The organism is Streptomyces griseoluteus, assembly GCF_004784465.1.
GTDB classification, from domain to species: Bacteria; Actinomycetota; Actinomycetes; order Streptomycetales; family Streptomycetaceae; genus Streptomyces; species Streptomyces griseoluteus.
On sequence record NZ_SRRU01000004.1, the window covers coordinates 236,521 to 251,179 of the forward strand.

Sequence of the window (14,659 nt, forward strand, 5' to 3'; positions counted from 1 at the left end):
CGATGCCGGGCCGGTGCGCGGCGGCCGCAGTCGCGCGGCGAAGGCCGGGGCCGGGGCTGCGCGGGGTGGGTGGGGCTGAGTACCGTTCCGTGCGGGTGCCAAGCGGAAGCAAAGGCGTCCGAGGACCAGGGGGCGCCCGCCACGGGCGCGTCGATGCCGGAGCGGAAGCGGGACGGGGCGGGGATGGACGCGTACGACGAGGAGCCGGAGGCCCTGGGCGGGCCGGCCGGCCCGGCCGGGGCGCGTCGCGCGGGCGGCCCCGGCACATCGGGTGAGGACACCGGACTGGAGGGCCCAGGACCCACGGGCACCGGAACCGAGGACACCGGAGGCGCCGACGCTCCGGACCCGGCCCCGCGGGCCGGCCTCGCCGCCCTCTCCCCCCGCTACCGCCTCGTCGCGGGCGGCGCGCTCGCGGTCGTGGCGGCCGTCGCCGCCGTGCACCTCGGCATGGTGTTCCTGAGCCTCGCCCCCGCCAACACGGTGAGCAAGCGGCATGCCAAGGCGGTGGAGGGATGGGTGTACCCGGAGTTCGAGCAGAACTGGAAGCTGTTCGCGCCGAACCCGCTGCAGCAGAACGTCGCCGTACAGGTCCGCGCACAGATCCGGGGCGAAGGCGGTGATCTGCGCACCACCGGCTGGACCGACCTGTCCGCCGAGGACGGCGCCGCCATCGACGGCAACCTGCTGCCCAGCCACACGCAGCAGAACGAGCTGCGCCGCGCCTGGGACTTCCTCGGCACCACCCACGGCACCGACAACCGGCCCGTGGGCGTGCGCGGGGCGCTCTCCGAGCAGTACGTGCGCCGGATAGTGGTGCTGCGTCTGCGGCGGGACGAGGACCTCGACCGCGCCGGAACCATCGAGCGCGTGCAAGTGCGCTCCCGCACCGTCAACGTCCCCCCGCCCGCGTGGAGCCGGGAGAAGGTCTCCACCAGTCCCGCCTACCGTGTGCTGCCCTGGTGGACGGTGACCGGTGACGAGACCGAGGCGGGTGCCCGGTGAACCGGCTCTCCCAGACCCTCGCCCAGGGCCTCGAACGCGTCACCGGCGCGGCCCTCGGCCCGTACCAGAGTGCCGTGATCCGGATCGGGTTCGCCGGGACCTGGCTGCTCTTCCTGCTGCGCGAGTTCCCGCACCGCCAGGAGCTGTACGGGCCGGCCGGGCCCTGGAGCTGGAACCTGGCCCACCAGCTCATCGCCGACAACCACGCCTTCACCGTGCTGATGTGGTCCGACAGCCGGCTCTGGTTCGAGGTCTGCTACCTCCTCGCTCTTCTGGCCAGTGCCGCGCTGCTGGTCGGCTGGCGCACCCGGACCGCCGCCGTGCTGTTCATGGTGGGAGTGCTCTCGCTCCAGAACCGCAGCGTGTTCATGGGGGACGGCGGCGACAACGTGCTGCACCTGATGTCCCTCTACCTGGTGTTCACCCGCTGCGGCCAGGTCTGGTCGCTGGACGCGCGCCGGGCCGGTCGCGCTGAGGCGGCACGCGCGCGTGGGGAGCGCGTTCCCGGCGACCGGGTGGGCCCGGTGCTGTGGGCGCTGTCCGGCGCGGTGCTGGTCACGGCCGCGGTGACCGGCCGGTTCGGCGGCGGCTGGCTGGTGCCGGCGCTGCTGTGGGCGGTCTGGGCCGGGCTCGGCCTCTGGTGGGCGGCGGGCCGCTGGACGCGGTCGCAGCAGCCCTGGATGCTGCTCGACGTGCTGGCGAACGTGCTGCACAACGCCGGTCTCGTCGTGATCATGGCGGAGGCGTGTCTGATCTACGCCACGGCCGGCTGGTACAAGATCCAGGGCTCGCGCTGGCAGGACGGCACCGCTGTCTACTACCCGCTGCACCTGGACTACTTCTCGCCCTGGCCGGCCCTCGCCGACCTGATGTCCGCCAGCGGCGTCCTCATGATGATCGTGACCTACGGAACGGTCATGGTGCAGGTCGCCTTCCCCTTCACCCTGTTCAACCGGCGGGTCAAGAACGTCCTGCTGGTGCTGATGATGGCCGAGCACGCGGTGATCGCCGTCGTCCTCGGGCTGCCCTTCTTCTCCCTGGCGATGATCACGGCGGACGCCGTCTTCCTGCCCACCGCCTTCCTGCTGTTCCTCGGCGGCTGGGCCTCACGCGCGCGTGGACGGCTGATACGGCGCGGCGGGACGCGCCGGGTGCCCCCGCCCCGCGCCCCGGAGGAGTCCACCGCCGGGCACGTAGGGTTCAGGGCATGACCGACCCCCTGAACCGCTGGCGCGAGCGCGCCGGGGATGCCGTGCTGCTGGACGGCTTCCACGCCCTCAAGCACGCGCTGCGCTTCGGGGCCGAGGTGCCCGTGGCGGTCACCACCGACCGGGAGGCCACGCTCGCCCTCGCCGGTGAACTCGCCGAAGACGTCCGGGACCCGCTGGACGCGCTGCTGACGGAGGTGCCCCGGGCGGTCTATGCCTCCCTGGTGCCCCGCCCGCACCCGACCGGCGTGGCGGCGCTCGCCGTACGGCCGTCGCGCGCGGCCAACCTCAAGGCGCTGGCCCACCTGCCGCGCACGGCGCCCGTGGTGGTGCTGGACGAGCCGCGCAACCTCGGCAACGCGGGCGCGGTGATCCGGCTGGCCGCCGGGTTCGGCGCGACCGGGGTCGTCACCACCGGCACCCTCGACCCCTGGCACCCCACCGTGGTGCGCGGCGGGGCGGGGCTGCACTTCGCCACCGCCGTGGAGCGTCTCGGCGTCGACGAGCTGCCCGCCGGACCGCTGTTCGCCCTCGACCCCGAGGGCGACGACATCCGGCGGGTCGAGCTGCCCGACGACGCGGTGCTGGCGTTCGGCTCGGAGCGCAGCGGGCTCTCGGCGCCGCTGCGGGCCCGCGCCGACCGGCTGCTGGCGCTGCCCATGCGGCCGCAGGTCTCCAGCTACAACCTGGCCACCAGCGTGGCCATGACGCTGTACCACTGGAGCCTGCGCACCGCCTGAGCCGCGCGCCTACGCCTCCTTGCGGACCTCCACCACGCGGAAGCGGTTGGCCACGTACGCGCCGTCGGTGAGGGCCGCGTTCGCCGCCGGGTTGCCGCCGGAGCCGTGGAAGTCGGAGAAGGCGGCGGTCTGGTTGACGTACACCCCGCCGGTCAGGTTCAGGGAGAGCTGGGCGGGCTCCTCCAGGCAGACCTCCTCGACGGCCCGCGCGACCTCCGGGTCGATGGTGTGGGCGCCGACCGTCATGGCGCCCTGCTCGCGGATGGTGCGCCGCAGCAGGTCCACCGCGTCGGTGACCGAGTCGACGGCCACCGCGAAGGACACCGGGCCGAAGCACTCGCCGAGGTAGGCGGCCTCGTCGTCCGGCTTGGCGGCGTCCAGCTTCACGATCACCGGGGTGCGTACGACCGCGTCCGGGAAGTCCGGGTTGGGGATCTCGCGGGAGGCCAGGGCGACTTCGCCGAGGTCGGCGGCGGCCTCCAGGCGGGCCTTCACGTCCGGGTTGACGATGGCGCCCAGCAGGGCGTTGGCGCGGGCGTCGTCCCCGAGGAGGCCGTCGACCGCGCGGGCGAGGTCGCCGGTCACCTCGTCGAAGGACTTGTGGCCCTCGTTGGTGCTGATGCCCTCGCGCGGGATCAGCAGATTCTGCGGAGTGGTGCACATCTGGCCGCTGTACAGGGAGAGCGAGAATGCGAGGTTCGCCAGCATGCCCTGGTAGTCGTCGGTGGACTGCACGATCACCGTGTTGACGCCGGCCTTCTCCGTGTACACCTGTGCCTGGCGGGCGTTGGCCTCCAGCCAGTCGCCGAAGGCGGTGGAGCCGGTGTAGTCGATGATGCGGATCTCGGGGCGGGTGGCGAGGGTCTTGGCGATGCCCTCACCGGCCCGCTCGGCGGCCAGTGCGACCAGGTTGGGGTCGAACCCGGCCTCGGCCAGCACCTCGCGGGCCACCTGGACGGTGAGCGCGAGCGGCAGCACCGCGCGCGGGTGCGGCTTGACCAGAACCGCGTTGCCGGTCGCCAGGGAGGCGAACAGGCCCGGATAACCGTTCCACGTCGGGAAGGTGTTGCAGCCGATCATCAGGGCGATGCCGCGCGGGACCGGGGTGAAGCTCTTGGTCAGCGTCAGCGGGTTGCGCTTGCCCTGCGGCTTGCTCCACTCCGCCGTCTCGGGCGTGCGGGTCTGTTCCGCGTACGCGTACGCCACCGCCTCCAGGCCGCGGTCCTGGGCGTGCGGGCCGCCCGCCTGGAACGCCATCATGAACGCCTGGCCGCTGGTGTGCATGACCGCGTGCGCGAACTCGTGGGTCCGGTCGCTGATCCGCTTCAGGATCTCCAGACAGACTGCCGCGCGGGTCTCCGGCCCCGCGTCGCGCCAGGCGGCCTGCCCGGCGCGCATCGCGGGGAGCAGTACGTCGAGGTCGGCGTGCGGGTAGCTCACGCCCAGCTCGATGCCGTACGGCGAGACCTCGTCGCCCACCCAGTCGTCCGTGCCGGGCTGGTCCAGGTCGAGACGGGTGCCGAGGAGCGCGTCGAAGGCGGCCTTGCCCGCGCCCGCGTCCAGGCTGCCGTGCTCGCCGTACGCCTTGGGGTGCTCGGGGTGGGGGGACCAGTACGCGCGGGTGCGGATCGCCTCAAGGGCCTGGTCGAGGGTGGGGCGGTGTTTGGCGATCAGCTCGTGTGCGGTCGGTCGGGCGGTCATCCGGGACCAACTCCTCGTCTGCGTGAACTCGTCGTCGAGCTCGTGACCTGGGCGTTTGGAGAGACGGCAGGGTTGCGGCGGGCGCGGCCCGCGCAGCCTTCCGCCGGACGGTGGTGGGCTGCGGGCGGTCAGGGCTAGAGTAACCGAACGATCGGTCGGGACAAGGGGGTCCGCCGCATCTGTGGACAACGTCGTGCGGGAGGATCGCGCACATGACAGCTATCGACCTCAGCAGCCCCGTGGCCGTGGTCGGCACCGGCACCATGGGCCAGGGCATCGCCCAGGTCGCGCTGACCGCCGGCCACCCCGTCCTGCTCCATGACGCCCTGCCCGGCCGGGCGCAGGAGGCCGCCGAGGCCATCGGCGCCCGCCTCGACCGGCTCGTGGCCAAGGGCCGTCTCGGCGCGGACGAACGGGACGCGGCGCGCGCCCGGCTCACCCCCGTCGAGCACCTCGGTGAACTGGCCGGCTGCGCGCTGGTCGTGGAGGCCGTGCTGGAGCGGCTGGACGTCAAGCAGGAGCTGTTCCGGGAGCTGGAGGGGATCGTCTCCGAGGACTGCCTCCTCGCCACCAACACCTCCTCCCTGTCGGTGACCGCCGTCGGCGGCGCGCTCGCCTCTCCCGGCCGCTTCCTGGGCCTGCACTTCTTCAACCCGGCCCCGCTGCTGCCCCTGGTGGAGGTCGTCTCCGGGTACGCCACGGACGTCACCTCCGTAACGCGCGCGTACGAGACGGCCCGCGCCTGGGGGAAGACCCCGGTGGCCTGCGCGGACACCCCCGGCTTCATCGTCAACCGGATCGCCCGGCCCTTCTACGCCGAGGCGTTCGCCGTGCTGGAGGCCCAGGGCGCCGACCCGGCGACCATCGACGCGGTACTGCGGGAGAGCGGCGGCTTCCGCATGGGCGCGTTCGAGCTGACCGACCTCATCGGGCAGGACGTCAACGAATCCGTCACCCACTCGGTGTGGAACTCCTTCTTCCAGGACGTCCGCTTCACGCCCTCCCTCGCCCAGCGCCGCCTGGTGGAGTCCGGCCGGCTCGGCCGCAAGAGCGGCCAGGGGTGGTACGACTACGCCGAGGACGCCGAGCGTCCCGAGCCGCACACCGCCGAGAAGGAGAAGCCGCCGGCGCACGTCACGGTGGAGGGCGACCTGGGCCCGGCCGCCGGGCTGCTCCCGCTGATCCGCGAGGCGGGCATCGCCGTCCACGAGGAGGACGAGGACCAGGGCAGCCGGCTGGCCCTGCCGAGCGGCGGCCAGCTGGTCCTCGCCGACGGCCAGACCGCCGTGGAGTTCCGGGACGTCGTCTACTTCGACCTCGCCCTCGACTACCGCGCCGCCACCCGGATCGCGCTCTCCGCCTCCCAGGACACCTCCGCGCGCACCCTCGCCGAGGCCATCGGCCTCTTCCAGGCGCTCGGCAAGGACGTCAGCGTCATCGGGGACGTGCCCGGCATGATCGTCGCCCGCACGGTGGCCCGGATCGTCGACCTCGCGCACGACGCCGTCGCCACGGGCGTGGCCACCGAGGAGGACGTCGACACGGCGATGCGCCTGGGCGTCAACTACCCTCTCGGGCCCTTCGAGTGGAGCCGCAGGCTCGGCCGGAGCTGGGCCTACGAGCTGCTGGACGACCTGCACCTGCGCGACCCCTCCGGCCGGTACGCGCCGTCCCTCGCGCTCTACCGCCACGCGTACGCCACCGACAAGCGGGAGGGCACCTCATGACCACCGCCAAGCGCGACACGTACACCCCCGAGACCCTCCTCTCGGTCGCCGTGGGGGTGTTCAACGAGCGCGGCTACGACGGCACCTCCATGGAGCACCTCTCCAGAGCCGCGGGCATATCCAAGTCCTCGATCTACCACCACGTCAGCGGCAAGGAGGAACTGCTGCGCCGCGCCGTCAGCCGGGCGCTGGACGGGCTGTTCGCCATCCTCGACGAGGAGCACGCGCGCGTGGGGCGGCCGGTGGACCGGCTGGAGCACGTCGTGCGGCGCATGGTCGAGGTGCTCATGGCCGAGCTGCCCTATGTGACGCTGCTGCTGCGTGTCCGGGGCAACACCGAGGCGGAGCGCTGGGCGCTGGAGCGGCGCCGGGACTTCGACCACCGGGTGGCCGACCTGCTGCGGGCGGCCGCCGAGGACGGGGACGTGCGCGGCGACGTGGAGGTCCGGCTGGCGACCCGGCTGGTCTTCGGAATGATCAACTCGATCGTGGAGTGGTACCGGCCCGAGATCCGGGGGGCCAGCGGGCGCGAGGTGGCCGACGCGGTGGTGCGGCTGGTCTTCGCCGGGCTGCGCAGGGAGTAGGGGCCGCGCACGCGGGTCACGCGTCCGGCTCCAGGTCCTCCTCCTCGAACACCAGCAGCGTGCGGGTGCCCAGCACCTCGGGGATCGACTGGAGCCGGGTGAGCACCAGCTCGCGCAGCGCCCTGTTGTCCGGCGTGTGCACCAGCAGCAGCACGTCGAAGTCGCCGCCGACCAGCGCCATGTGGGACGCGCCGGGCAGGCGGCGAAGCTGTTCGCGGACAGTGCGCCAGGTGTTCTGGACGATGTTCAGCGTGATGTACGCCGAGGTGCCGTGCCCGGCCCGCTCGTGGTCGACGCGGGCGCCGAAGCCCCGGATCACCCCGTCCTCGACCAGCCGGTTGATTCGCGCGTAGGCGTTGGCGCGGGAGACATGGACCCGCTCGGCGACCGAGCGTATGGAGGCGCGGCCGTCCGCCTGGAGGATCTTGAGGATGTCCTGATCTATGGCATCCAGCGGGCGGGGCGGGGGCGCGCCGTTCGCCTCCACCGCCTGGGCCATTTGTTCAGGTGTCATGTCCCCCCGCTTCATCGCCGTGGACGTCCTGCATTCATTCCAGGCTGTGCAAAACCGTTTGTCCACAGCCTGAGGGGGCCAGTAGCCAAAATGCGCCGACGACCGAACAATCGGTAGGTGAGACGGGTCACAGCCGACCCGCCTCTCGTAGCCGCTCCCACGAGGAGGTGCCGTCATGACGGTCATGGAGCAGCGGGGCGCGTACCGGCCATCGCCGCCGCCCGCCTGGCAACCCCGCACGGACCCCGCGCCGCTGCTGCCCGACGCCGAGCCCTATCGCGTCCTCGGCACCGACACGGCCGCCAAGGCCGACCCGGAGCTGCTGCGCCGGCTCTACGCCCAGGTGGTCCGCGGCCGCCGCTACAACACGCAGGCGACCGCGCTCACCAAGCAGGGCCGGCTCGCCGTCTACCCCTCCAGCACCGGGCAGGAGGCGTGCGAGGTCGCCGCCGCCCTGGCCCTGGAGGAGCGCGACTGGCTCTTCCCCAGCTACCGCGACACCCTCGCCGTGGTCGCCCGGGGCGTCGACCCGGTGGAGACGCTCACCCTGCTGCGCGGCGACTGGCACAACGGCTACGACCCGCACACCCACCACGTCGCCCCGCTCAGCACCCCGCTCGCCACCCAGTTGCCGCACGCCGTGGGTCTCGCGCACGCCGCGCGGCTCAAGGGGGACGACGTGGTCGCGCTCGCCATGGTCGGCGACGGCGGCACCAGCGAGGGCGACTTCCACGAGGCGCTGAACTTCGCCGCCGTCTGGCAGGCCCCGGTCGTCTTCCTGGTGCAGAACAACGGCTTCGCCATCTCCGTCCCGCTCGCCAAGCAGACCGCCGCGCCCTCCCTCGCCCACAAGGCGGTCGGGTACGGCATGCCGGGCCGCCTGGTCGACGGCAACGACGCGGTCGCGGTGCACGAGGTGCTCGCCGACGCGGTACGGCGTGCCCGCGCGGGCGGCGGCCCGACCCTGGTCGAGGCGGTGACGTACCGCATGGAGGCGCACACCAACGCCGACGACGCGACCCGCTACCGCGAGGACGACGAGGTCGAGGCGTGGCGGCGGCACGACCCGCTCCAGCTCCTGGAGCGTGAGCTGACCGCGCGCGGGCTGCTCGACGAGGCGGCGATCGACGCGGTCCGGCAGGACGCCGAGGCGATGGCCGCCGACCTGCGGGAACGCATGAACCAGGACCCCCGGCTCGACCCGATGGACCTCTTCGACCACGTGTACGCCGAGCCGACCGCGCAGCTGCGCGAACAGCGCGCGCTGCTCGGGACCGAGCTGGCCGCCGAACAGGACGACCAGGAAGGCGACCCGCGATGACCACCGTCGCCGTCAAGCCCGCCACCATGGCGCAGGCCCTCACCCGCGCGATGCGCGACGCGATGGCCGCCGACCCCGCCGTCCATGTCATGGGCGAGGACGTCGGCACCCTCGGCGGTGTCTTCCGGGTCACCGACGGGCTCGCCGCCGAGTTCGGCGAGGACCGCTGCACGGACACCCCGCTGGCCGAGGCGGGCATCCTCGGCGCCGCCGTGGGCATGGCCATGTACGGCCTGAGGCCCGTGGTGGAGATGCAGTTCGACGCGTTCGCCTACCCGGCGTTCGAGCAGTTGATCAGCCATGTCTCCCGGATGCGCAACCGCACGCGGGGCCGCATGCCCCTGCCGATCACCGTGCGCGTCCCGTACGGCGGCGGCATCGGGGGCGTCGAGCACCACAGCGACTCCTCCGAGGCGTACTACATGGCCACGCCCGGCCTGCACGTCGTCACCCCGGCCACCGTCGCCGACGCCTACGGGCTGCTGCGGCAGGCCATCGCCTCCGACGACCCCGTGGTCTTCCTGGAGCCCAAGCGGCTCTACTGGTCCAAGGACGCCTGGAACGCCGACCACCCCACCGAGGTGGAGCCCATAGGGCGCGCGGTCGTCCGGCGCCCCGGCACCAGCGCCACCCTGATCACCTACGGGCCGTCCCTGCCGGTCTGCATGGAGGCCGCCGAGGCCGCCCGCGCCGAGGGCTGGGACCTGGAGGTCGTCGACCTGCGCTCGCTGGTGCCCTTCGACGACGAGACGGTCTGCGCCTCCGTCCGGCGCACCGGACGCGCGGTCGTCGTCCACGAGTCCACCGGGTTCGGCGGTCCCGGCGGCGAGATCGCGGCCCGGATCACCGAGCGCTGCTTCCACCACCTGGAGGCACCGGTGCTGCGTGTGGCCGGGTTCGACCTGCCCTACCCGCCGCCGATGCTGGAGCGGCACCACCTGCCCGGTGTCGACCGCGTACTGGACGCGGTGGCCCGTCTCCAGTGGGAGGCGGAGAACTGATGGCCCAGGTCCTGGAGTTCAAGCTGCCCGACCTCGGCGAGGGGCTCACCGAGGCGGAGATCGTGCGCTGGCTGGTGGCCGTCGGTGACGTGGTCGCCGTCGACCAGCCGGTCGTCGAGGTCGAGACGGCCAAGGCGATGGTGGAGGTCCCCTGCCCTTACGGCGGCGTGGTCACCGCCCGCTACGGCGAGGAGGGCACCGAACTGCCCGTGGGCGCACCGCTGATCACCGTCGCGGTCGGCTCCCCCGACTCCGTCGGCCCGGCCGGGGAAGCCGCCGCCGAGGGTTCCGGCAATGTCCTGGTCGGCTACGGCACCCAGGCCCCCGCCCGCCGCCGACGCCGGGTACGCACCCAGCTCACCGCGGCCAACGGCACCGCACCGGCGGCCCCGGCACCCGCACCCGTGCCGGAACCGGCCGCACCGGAGCCCCCCACCCCCTCGGGCCCCGTCCCCGTCATCTCCCCCCTCGTCCGCAAGCTCGCCCGTGACAACGGCGTCGACCTGCACACCCTGCGCGGCACCGGCCCGGACGGCCTCATCCTGCGCGCGGACGTCGAAGCGGCCCTCCGCGTGGAAGCCACCGCGCCGGCGCCGGCCCCCACCACCCACGCCCACCCCGAAGGCACCCGCATCCCCCTCAAGGGCGTGCGCGGCGCCGTCGCCGAGAAGCTGAGCCGCAGCCGCCGGGAGATCCCGGACGCCACCTGCTGGGTCGACGCCGACGCGACCGAACTCCTGCGCGCGCGGGCCGCGATGAACGCCGCCGGAACCCCGAAGATCTCCCTGGTCGCCCTGCTCGCCCGTATCTGCGCGGCGGCCCTCGCCCGGTTCCCGGAGCTGAACTCCTACGTCGACACCGAGGCCCGTGAGGTCGTCCAACTGCCCGGCGTGCACCTGGGGTTCGCCGCGCAGACCGAGCGCGGGCTGGTCGTGCCCGTCGTCCGGGACGCGCACAGGCGGGACGCCGAGTCGCTGACCGCCGAGTTCGCCCGGCTCACCGAGGCCGCCCGCGCCGGGCGGCTGACGCCGGGTGAACTCACCGGCGGAACCTTCACGCTGAACAACTACGGCGTCTTCGGGGTCGACGGCTCCACCCCGATCGTCAACCACCCCGAAGCGGCCATGCTCGGCGTCGGCCGCATCGTCCCCAAGCCGTGGGTGCACGAGGGCGAACTGGCGGTGCGCCAGGTCGTGCAGCTCTCGCTCACCTTCGACCACCGGGTCTGCGACGGCGGCACGGCGGGCGGCTTCCTGAGGTACGTGGCGGACTGCGTGGAACAGCCGGCCGTACTGCTGCGCACCGTGTGAGCCCGGCCGTTCGACACCCGCCGCCCGGTTCCCGCCGGGCGGCATCCGCTCCCGAGGGTCCACCAGCCATACTCGAAGGGTGACCGACAACGCCCCGGCCGGCCCCCCGCCGGCCGCCTCCTCCGCGTCCAGCGGGTCCGGCCCGGCGGCCGGCGCCCCGTACGACGCTGTCGTGCTGGCCGGCGGCGGGGCCCGGCGGCTCGGCGGGGCCGACAAGCCCAGTGTCCAGGTCGGCGGCCGGGCGCTGCTCGACCGGGTGCTGGCCGCCTGCGCGGACGCGGCCACCACCGTCGTCGTGGCCGACCCCCGTGCCACCGCCCGGCCGGTGCGCTGGGCGCGGGAGGAGCCGGCCGGTGGCGGACCCGTCGCCGCGCTCGACGCCGGGCTGCGGCTCACCACGGCCGAGTACGCGGTGGTGCTCTCCGCCGACCTGCCGTTCCTCGGCGCGGACACCGTGCACCGGCTGCTGGCCGCTCTGCGGGACGGCGATGCCGACGGGGCGATGCTCACCGACGACGACGGCCGCGACCAGCCGCTGGTGGCCGCGTACCGCACCGCCTCCCTGCGCCGCGCCCTCGCGGACCTGGCCACCGGGCACGCCGGGCACGCCGGGCAGGGCGAGCATGCCAGGCAGGGCGGGCATGCCGAGCACGGCGGCCTGACCGGGCTGCCCCTGCGCCGCCTGACCGGCGCCCTGCGTCTGACCCGGCTCACCGACCCGCTGGCCTCCTTCGACTGCGACACCTGGGAAGACATCGCCCACGCCAGGGCACGGATCAGGGAGCATGGGCACGTGCTGAACGAATGGATCACCGCAGTCAAGAACGAGCTGGGCATCGAGCTCGACGTCGACACCCGCGTCCTCCTGGACGCGGCCCGCGACGTCGCCCACGGTGTGGCCCGCCCCGCCGCCCCGCTCACCACCTTCCTCATCGGCTACGCCGCCGCCCAGGGCAAGGGCGACCCCGAGTCCGTCGCCGAGGCGTCCGCCAAGGTCGCCGACCTGGCCACCCGCTGGGAAGCCGAGCACGGCGGGGGCGGGTCCGCCCCGGACGCCGGATGACCGCCTCCGGCACCCACGCGGGACCGCACGCCGGGCGCGGCGACGCCGACGACCTCGACGTGGAGGAGGCCTTGGCGCTCGTCCGTGCACCCCAGAGCGACCGGGCCGACCGGACCGGCCGGGCGGACCACGTGCCCGCCCGCCCGGCCGGGCACGAGCACCCGCACCGCCACGCCACCCCCTGGCCCGAGGCCCGCGAGACCGCCGCCCGAGCCGCCCGCCGGTCCACACGGCGCCCGCATGTCTCCGTCGCCCTGGGCAACGCCCTCGGCCTGGTCCTCGCCGCCCCCCTGGACGCCCTCAGCGACCTCCCCTCCTTCGACACCTCCGCGATGGACGGCTGGGCCGTCGCCGGACCCGGACCCTGGCAGATCCGCGACGGCGGAGTACTCGCCGGACACGCGCCCCCCGAGCCCCTCACCGACGGCGAGGCGGTGCGGATCGCCACCGGCGCCCGCGTCCCCACCGGCGTCACCGCAGTCCTGCGCAGCGAGCACGGCCGCACCGGGCCCCAGGACCGGCTGCACTCCACCAGCGAGATGAGCCACGGCCAGGACATCCGCCCGCGCGGCCAGGAGTGCCGCCGCGGCGACCAGTTGCTGCCCACCGGCACCCTGGTCACCCCGGCCGTGCTGGGCCTCGCAGCGGCGGCCGGGTACGACACCCTCACCGTCGTCCCGCGCCCGCGCGCCGAAGTCCTCGTCCTCGGGGACGAACTCCTCACCGAGGGACTCCCGCACGACGGGCTGATCCGGGACGCGCTCGGCCCGATGCTTGCGCCCTGGCTGCGCGCACTGGGCGCCGAGGTCATCGCCGTCCGCAGGCTCGGCGACGACGCCAAGGCGCTGCGCAGGGCGATCACCACCTCCCGCGCCGACCTGATCGTCACCACCGGGGGCACCGCCGCCGGACCCGTGGACCACGTCCACCCCACGCTGGCGCGGATCGGCGCCGAACTCCTCGTCGACGGCGTCGCGGTGCGCCCCGGCCACCCCATGCTGCTGGCCCGTACCAAGGCGGACCAGCACCTCGTCGGGCTGCCCGGCAATCCGCTCGCGGCCGTCTCCGGGCTGCTTACGCTGGCCGAGCCGCTGCTGCGGGCGCTGGCCGCCCACCCGGCGCCCGAGGCGTACCGGATGCCGCTCAGGGAAGCGGTGCAGGGGCACGCGCACGACACGCGGCTGGTGCCCGTGGTGCTGCGTGGGGAGCGGGCCGTCCCTCTGCGCTACAGCGGGCCCGCCATGCTGCGCGGGATCGCCACCGCCGACGCGCTGGCCGTCGTCCCGCCGGGCGGGGCGGCGCAGGGTGCCGGACTGGAACTGCTGGATCTGCCGTGGGACACGGCCGGAATCGGGGTGTGTTTCACGTGAAACTTCCGGGCCATGACGCCATAGCCCGCCAGGCCGGCGAACATCTGGTGCCTTCGCGGGTGAAGCTGCCGAGGAAGGCGGTGGAACGCCCCATACGCCAGGTCGCCAAGCGCCTGGTGATGGCGCTGGTCGTGCTGGTGGCCACCGCGTTCGTGGTCTACGCCGACCGCAGCGGGTACCACGACAACTCCGACGGTCCCGTCGACCTGCTCGACGCGTTCTACTACGCGACGGTCACCCTCTCCACCACCGGATACGGCGACATCACCCCGGTCAGCGACGGTGCCCGGCTCATCAACATCCTCGTCATCACCCCGCTGCGCGTGCTCTTCCTGATCATCCTGGTCGGCACCACGCTGGAGGTCCTCACCGAACGCACCCGTGAGGAATGGCGTCTCAACCGCTGGAGGTCCACCTTGCGCGACCACACCGTGGTCATCGGCTTCGGTACGAAGGGGCGTTCGGCGGTCCAGACCGTCTGCGCGACCGGACTGAAGAAGGAACAGGTCGTCGTGGTCGACCCCAGTTCCAAGGCGATCGAGGCGGCCACGGCCGAGGGGTACGCGGGCGTCACCGGGGACGCGACCCGCAGTGAGGTGCTGCGGCGCGCGGAGGTGCACAAGGCGCGGCAGATCATCATCGCCCCCCAGCGCGACGACACCGCGGTGTTGGTCGCCCTGACGGCGCGCCAGCTCAACCGAAGCGCCAAGATCGTGGCCGCCGTCCGCGAGGAGGAGAACGCCCCGCTGCTCAAGCAGTCCGGCGCCGACGCGGTCATCACCAGCTCCGGAGCGGCGGGCCGGCTGCTGGGTCTCTCCGTGCTCAGCCCCGCCGCCGGCATGGTGATGGAGGACCTGATCCAGCAGGGCAGCGGCCTGGACATCGTGGACCGCCCGGTGGTCCGCTCCGAGGTGGGCCGCAGCCCGCGCGAGACGGAGGACCTCGTCGTCAGCGTCGTACGCGGCCACCGTGTCCTCGGCTACGACGACCCGGCCATCGGGGAGTTGCAGCTCACCGACCGGCTGATCACCATCGTGCGAGCCACCCCCACCGAGCACGTCGCCCCGCACGCGCGTCCACTGCCGGGCGACTGAGCGGGCCGTCAGGCCCCTGGC

The 14,659-nt window shown here is 73.7% G+C and carries 13 protein-coding genes; 11 read left to right on the forward strand and 2 right to left on the reverse strand.

All coding sequences use genetic code 11. The features are described 5' to 3' along the window. The first annotated feature begins 153 nt into the window (after positions 1-153). From E5082_RS13005 to E5082_RS13015, 3 genes are read left to right on the forward strand one after another with little or no spacing between them, the layout of a single operon-like run. Entirely contained in the window at positions 154-1,005 is an 852-nt protein-coding gene (locus tag E5082_RS13005) for a DUF5819 family protein (RefSeq protein WP_373310031.1), read from the forward strand. Then, positions 1,002-2,216 carry an HTTM domain-containing protein gene (locus E5082_RS13010; RefSeq protein WP_135791401.1) on the forward strand — a complete coding sequence of 405 codons (1,215 nt, stop codon included), beginning with the start codon at positions 1,002-1,004 and terminating at the stop codon, positions 2,214-2,216. The genes E5082_RS13005 and E5082_RS13010 overlap by 4 nt, the downstream gene beginning before the upstream one ends. After that, the gene (locus E5082_RS13015; protein ID WP_135791402.1) at positions 2,213-2,953 is read left to right on the forward strand and encodes a TrmH family RNA methyltransferase; all 741 of its coding nucleotides are present in this window, start codon (positions 2,213-2,215) and stop codon (positions 2,951-2,953) included. The genes E5082_RS13010 and E5082_RS13015 overlap by 4 nt, the downstream gene beginning before the upstream one ends. A 9-nt stretch (positions 2,954-2,962) precedes the next feature. Here the strand turns inward: E5082_RS13015 and paaN are convergent, their stop codons facing one another. Continuing rightward, complete coding sequence (gene paaN / locus E5082_RS13020) at positions 2,963-4,654, reverse strand: phenylacetic acid degradation protein PaaN (RefSeq protein ID WP_135791403.1); 1,692 nt, start codon at positions 4,652-4,654, stop codon at positions 2,963-2,965. A 212-nt stretch (positions 4,655-4,866) separates the two neighbouring features. On the opposite strand from paaN, the gene E5082_RS13025 reads away from it, so the two are divergent. Both E5082_RS13025 and E5082_RS13030 read left to right on the forward strand, forming a co-directional pair. Beyond that, on the forward strand, positions 4,867-6,381 hold the full coding sequence (locus tag E5082_RS13025) for a 3-hydroxyacyl-CoA dehydrogenase (RefSeq protein WP_135791404.1): 1,515 nt from the start codon (positions 4,867-4,869) through the stop codon (positions 6,379-6,381). After that, positions 6,378-6,965 carry a TetR/AcrR family transcriptional regulator gene (locus E5082_RS13030; RefSeq protein ID WP_086692427.1) on the forward strand — a complete coding sequence of 196 codons (588 nt, stop codon included), beginning with the start codon at positions 6,378-6,380 and terminating at the stop codon, positions 6,963-6,965. Before E5082_RS13025 ends, E5082_RS13030 begins: the two co-directional genes overlap by 4 nt. Before the next feature lie 16 nt (positions 6,966-6,981). Here E5082_RS13030 and E5082_RS13035 read toward each other — a convergent pair whose 3' ends face one another. Then, complete coding sequence (locus E5082_RS13035; RefSeq protein ID WP_373310032.1) at positions 6,982-7,479, reverse strand: Lrp/AsnC family transcriptional regulator; 498 nt, start codon at positions 7,477-7,479, stop codon at positions 6,982-6,984. 175 nt (positions 7,480-7,654) lie between these two features. Here E5082_RS13035 and pdhA point away from each other — a divergent pair, with 175 nt between their 5' ends. The 6 genes from pdhA to E5082_RS13065 all read left to right on the forward strand — a co-directional run bounded on the left by pdhA (position 7,655) and on the right by E5082_RS13065 (position 14,638). Further along, positions 7,655-8,800, forward strand: coding sequence for a pyruvate dehydrogenase (acetyl-transferring) E1 component subunit alpha (gene pdhA / locus E5082_RS13040; protein ID WP_135791405.1), 1,146 nt, complete (start codon positions 7,655-7,657; stop codon positions 8,798-8,800). Further along, positions 8,797-9,801, forward strand: a complete 1,005-nt coding sequence (locus E5082_RS13045) for an alpha-ketoacid dehydrogenase subunit beta (RefSeq protein ID WP_130337936.1) — start codon at positions 8,797-8,799, stop codon at positions 9,799-9,801. Before pdhA ends, E5082_RS13045 begins: the two co-directional genes overlap by 4 nt. Then, positions 9,801-11,111, forward strand: a complete 1,311-nt coding sequence (locus E5082_RS13050; RefSeq protein WP_135791406.1) for a dihydrolipoamide acetyltransferase family protein — start codon at positions 9,801-9,803, stop codon at positions 11,109-11,111. Before E5082_RS13045 ends, E5082_RS13050 begins: the two co-directional genes overlap by 1 nt. A gap of 79 nt (positions 11,112-11,190) precedes the next feature. Continuing rightward, positions 11,191-12,174: an NTP transferase domain-containing protein gene (locus tag E5082_RS13055; protein WP_135791407.1), complete on the forward strand. Its 984-nt coding sequence runs from the start codon at positions 11,191-11,193 to the stop codon at positions 12,172-12,174. Further along, positions 12,171-13,544, forward strand: a complete 1,374-nt coding sequence (locus E5082_RS13060) for a molybdopterin molybdotransferase MoeA (protein ID WP_135791408.1) — start codon at positions 12,171-12,173, stop codon at positions 13,542-13,544. Before E5082_RS13055 ends, E5082_RS13060 begins: the two co-directional genes overlap by 4 nt. Continuing rightward, positions 13,541-14,638 (forward strand): potassium channel family protein, encoded by a 1,098-nt coding sequence (locus tag E5082_RS13065; protein WP_135791409.1) that lies wholly within the window; start codon positions 13,541-13,543, stop codon positions 14,636-14,638. The genes E5082_RS13060 and E5082_RS13065 overlap by 4 nt, the downstream gene beginning before the upstream one ends. Positions 14,639-14,659 lie beyond the last annotated feature (21 nt).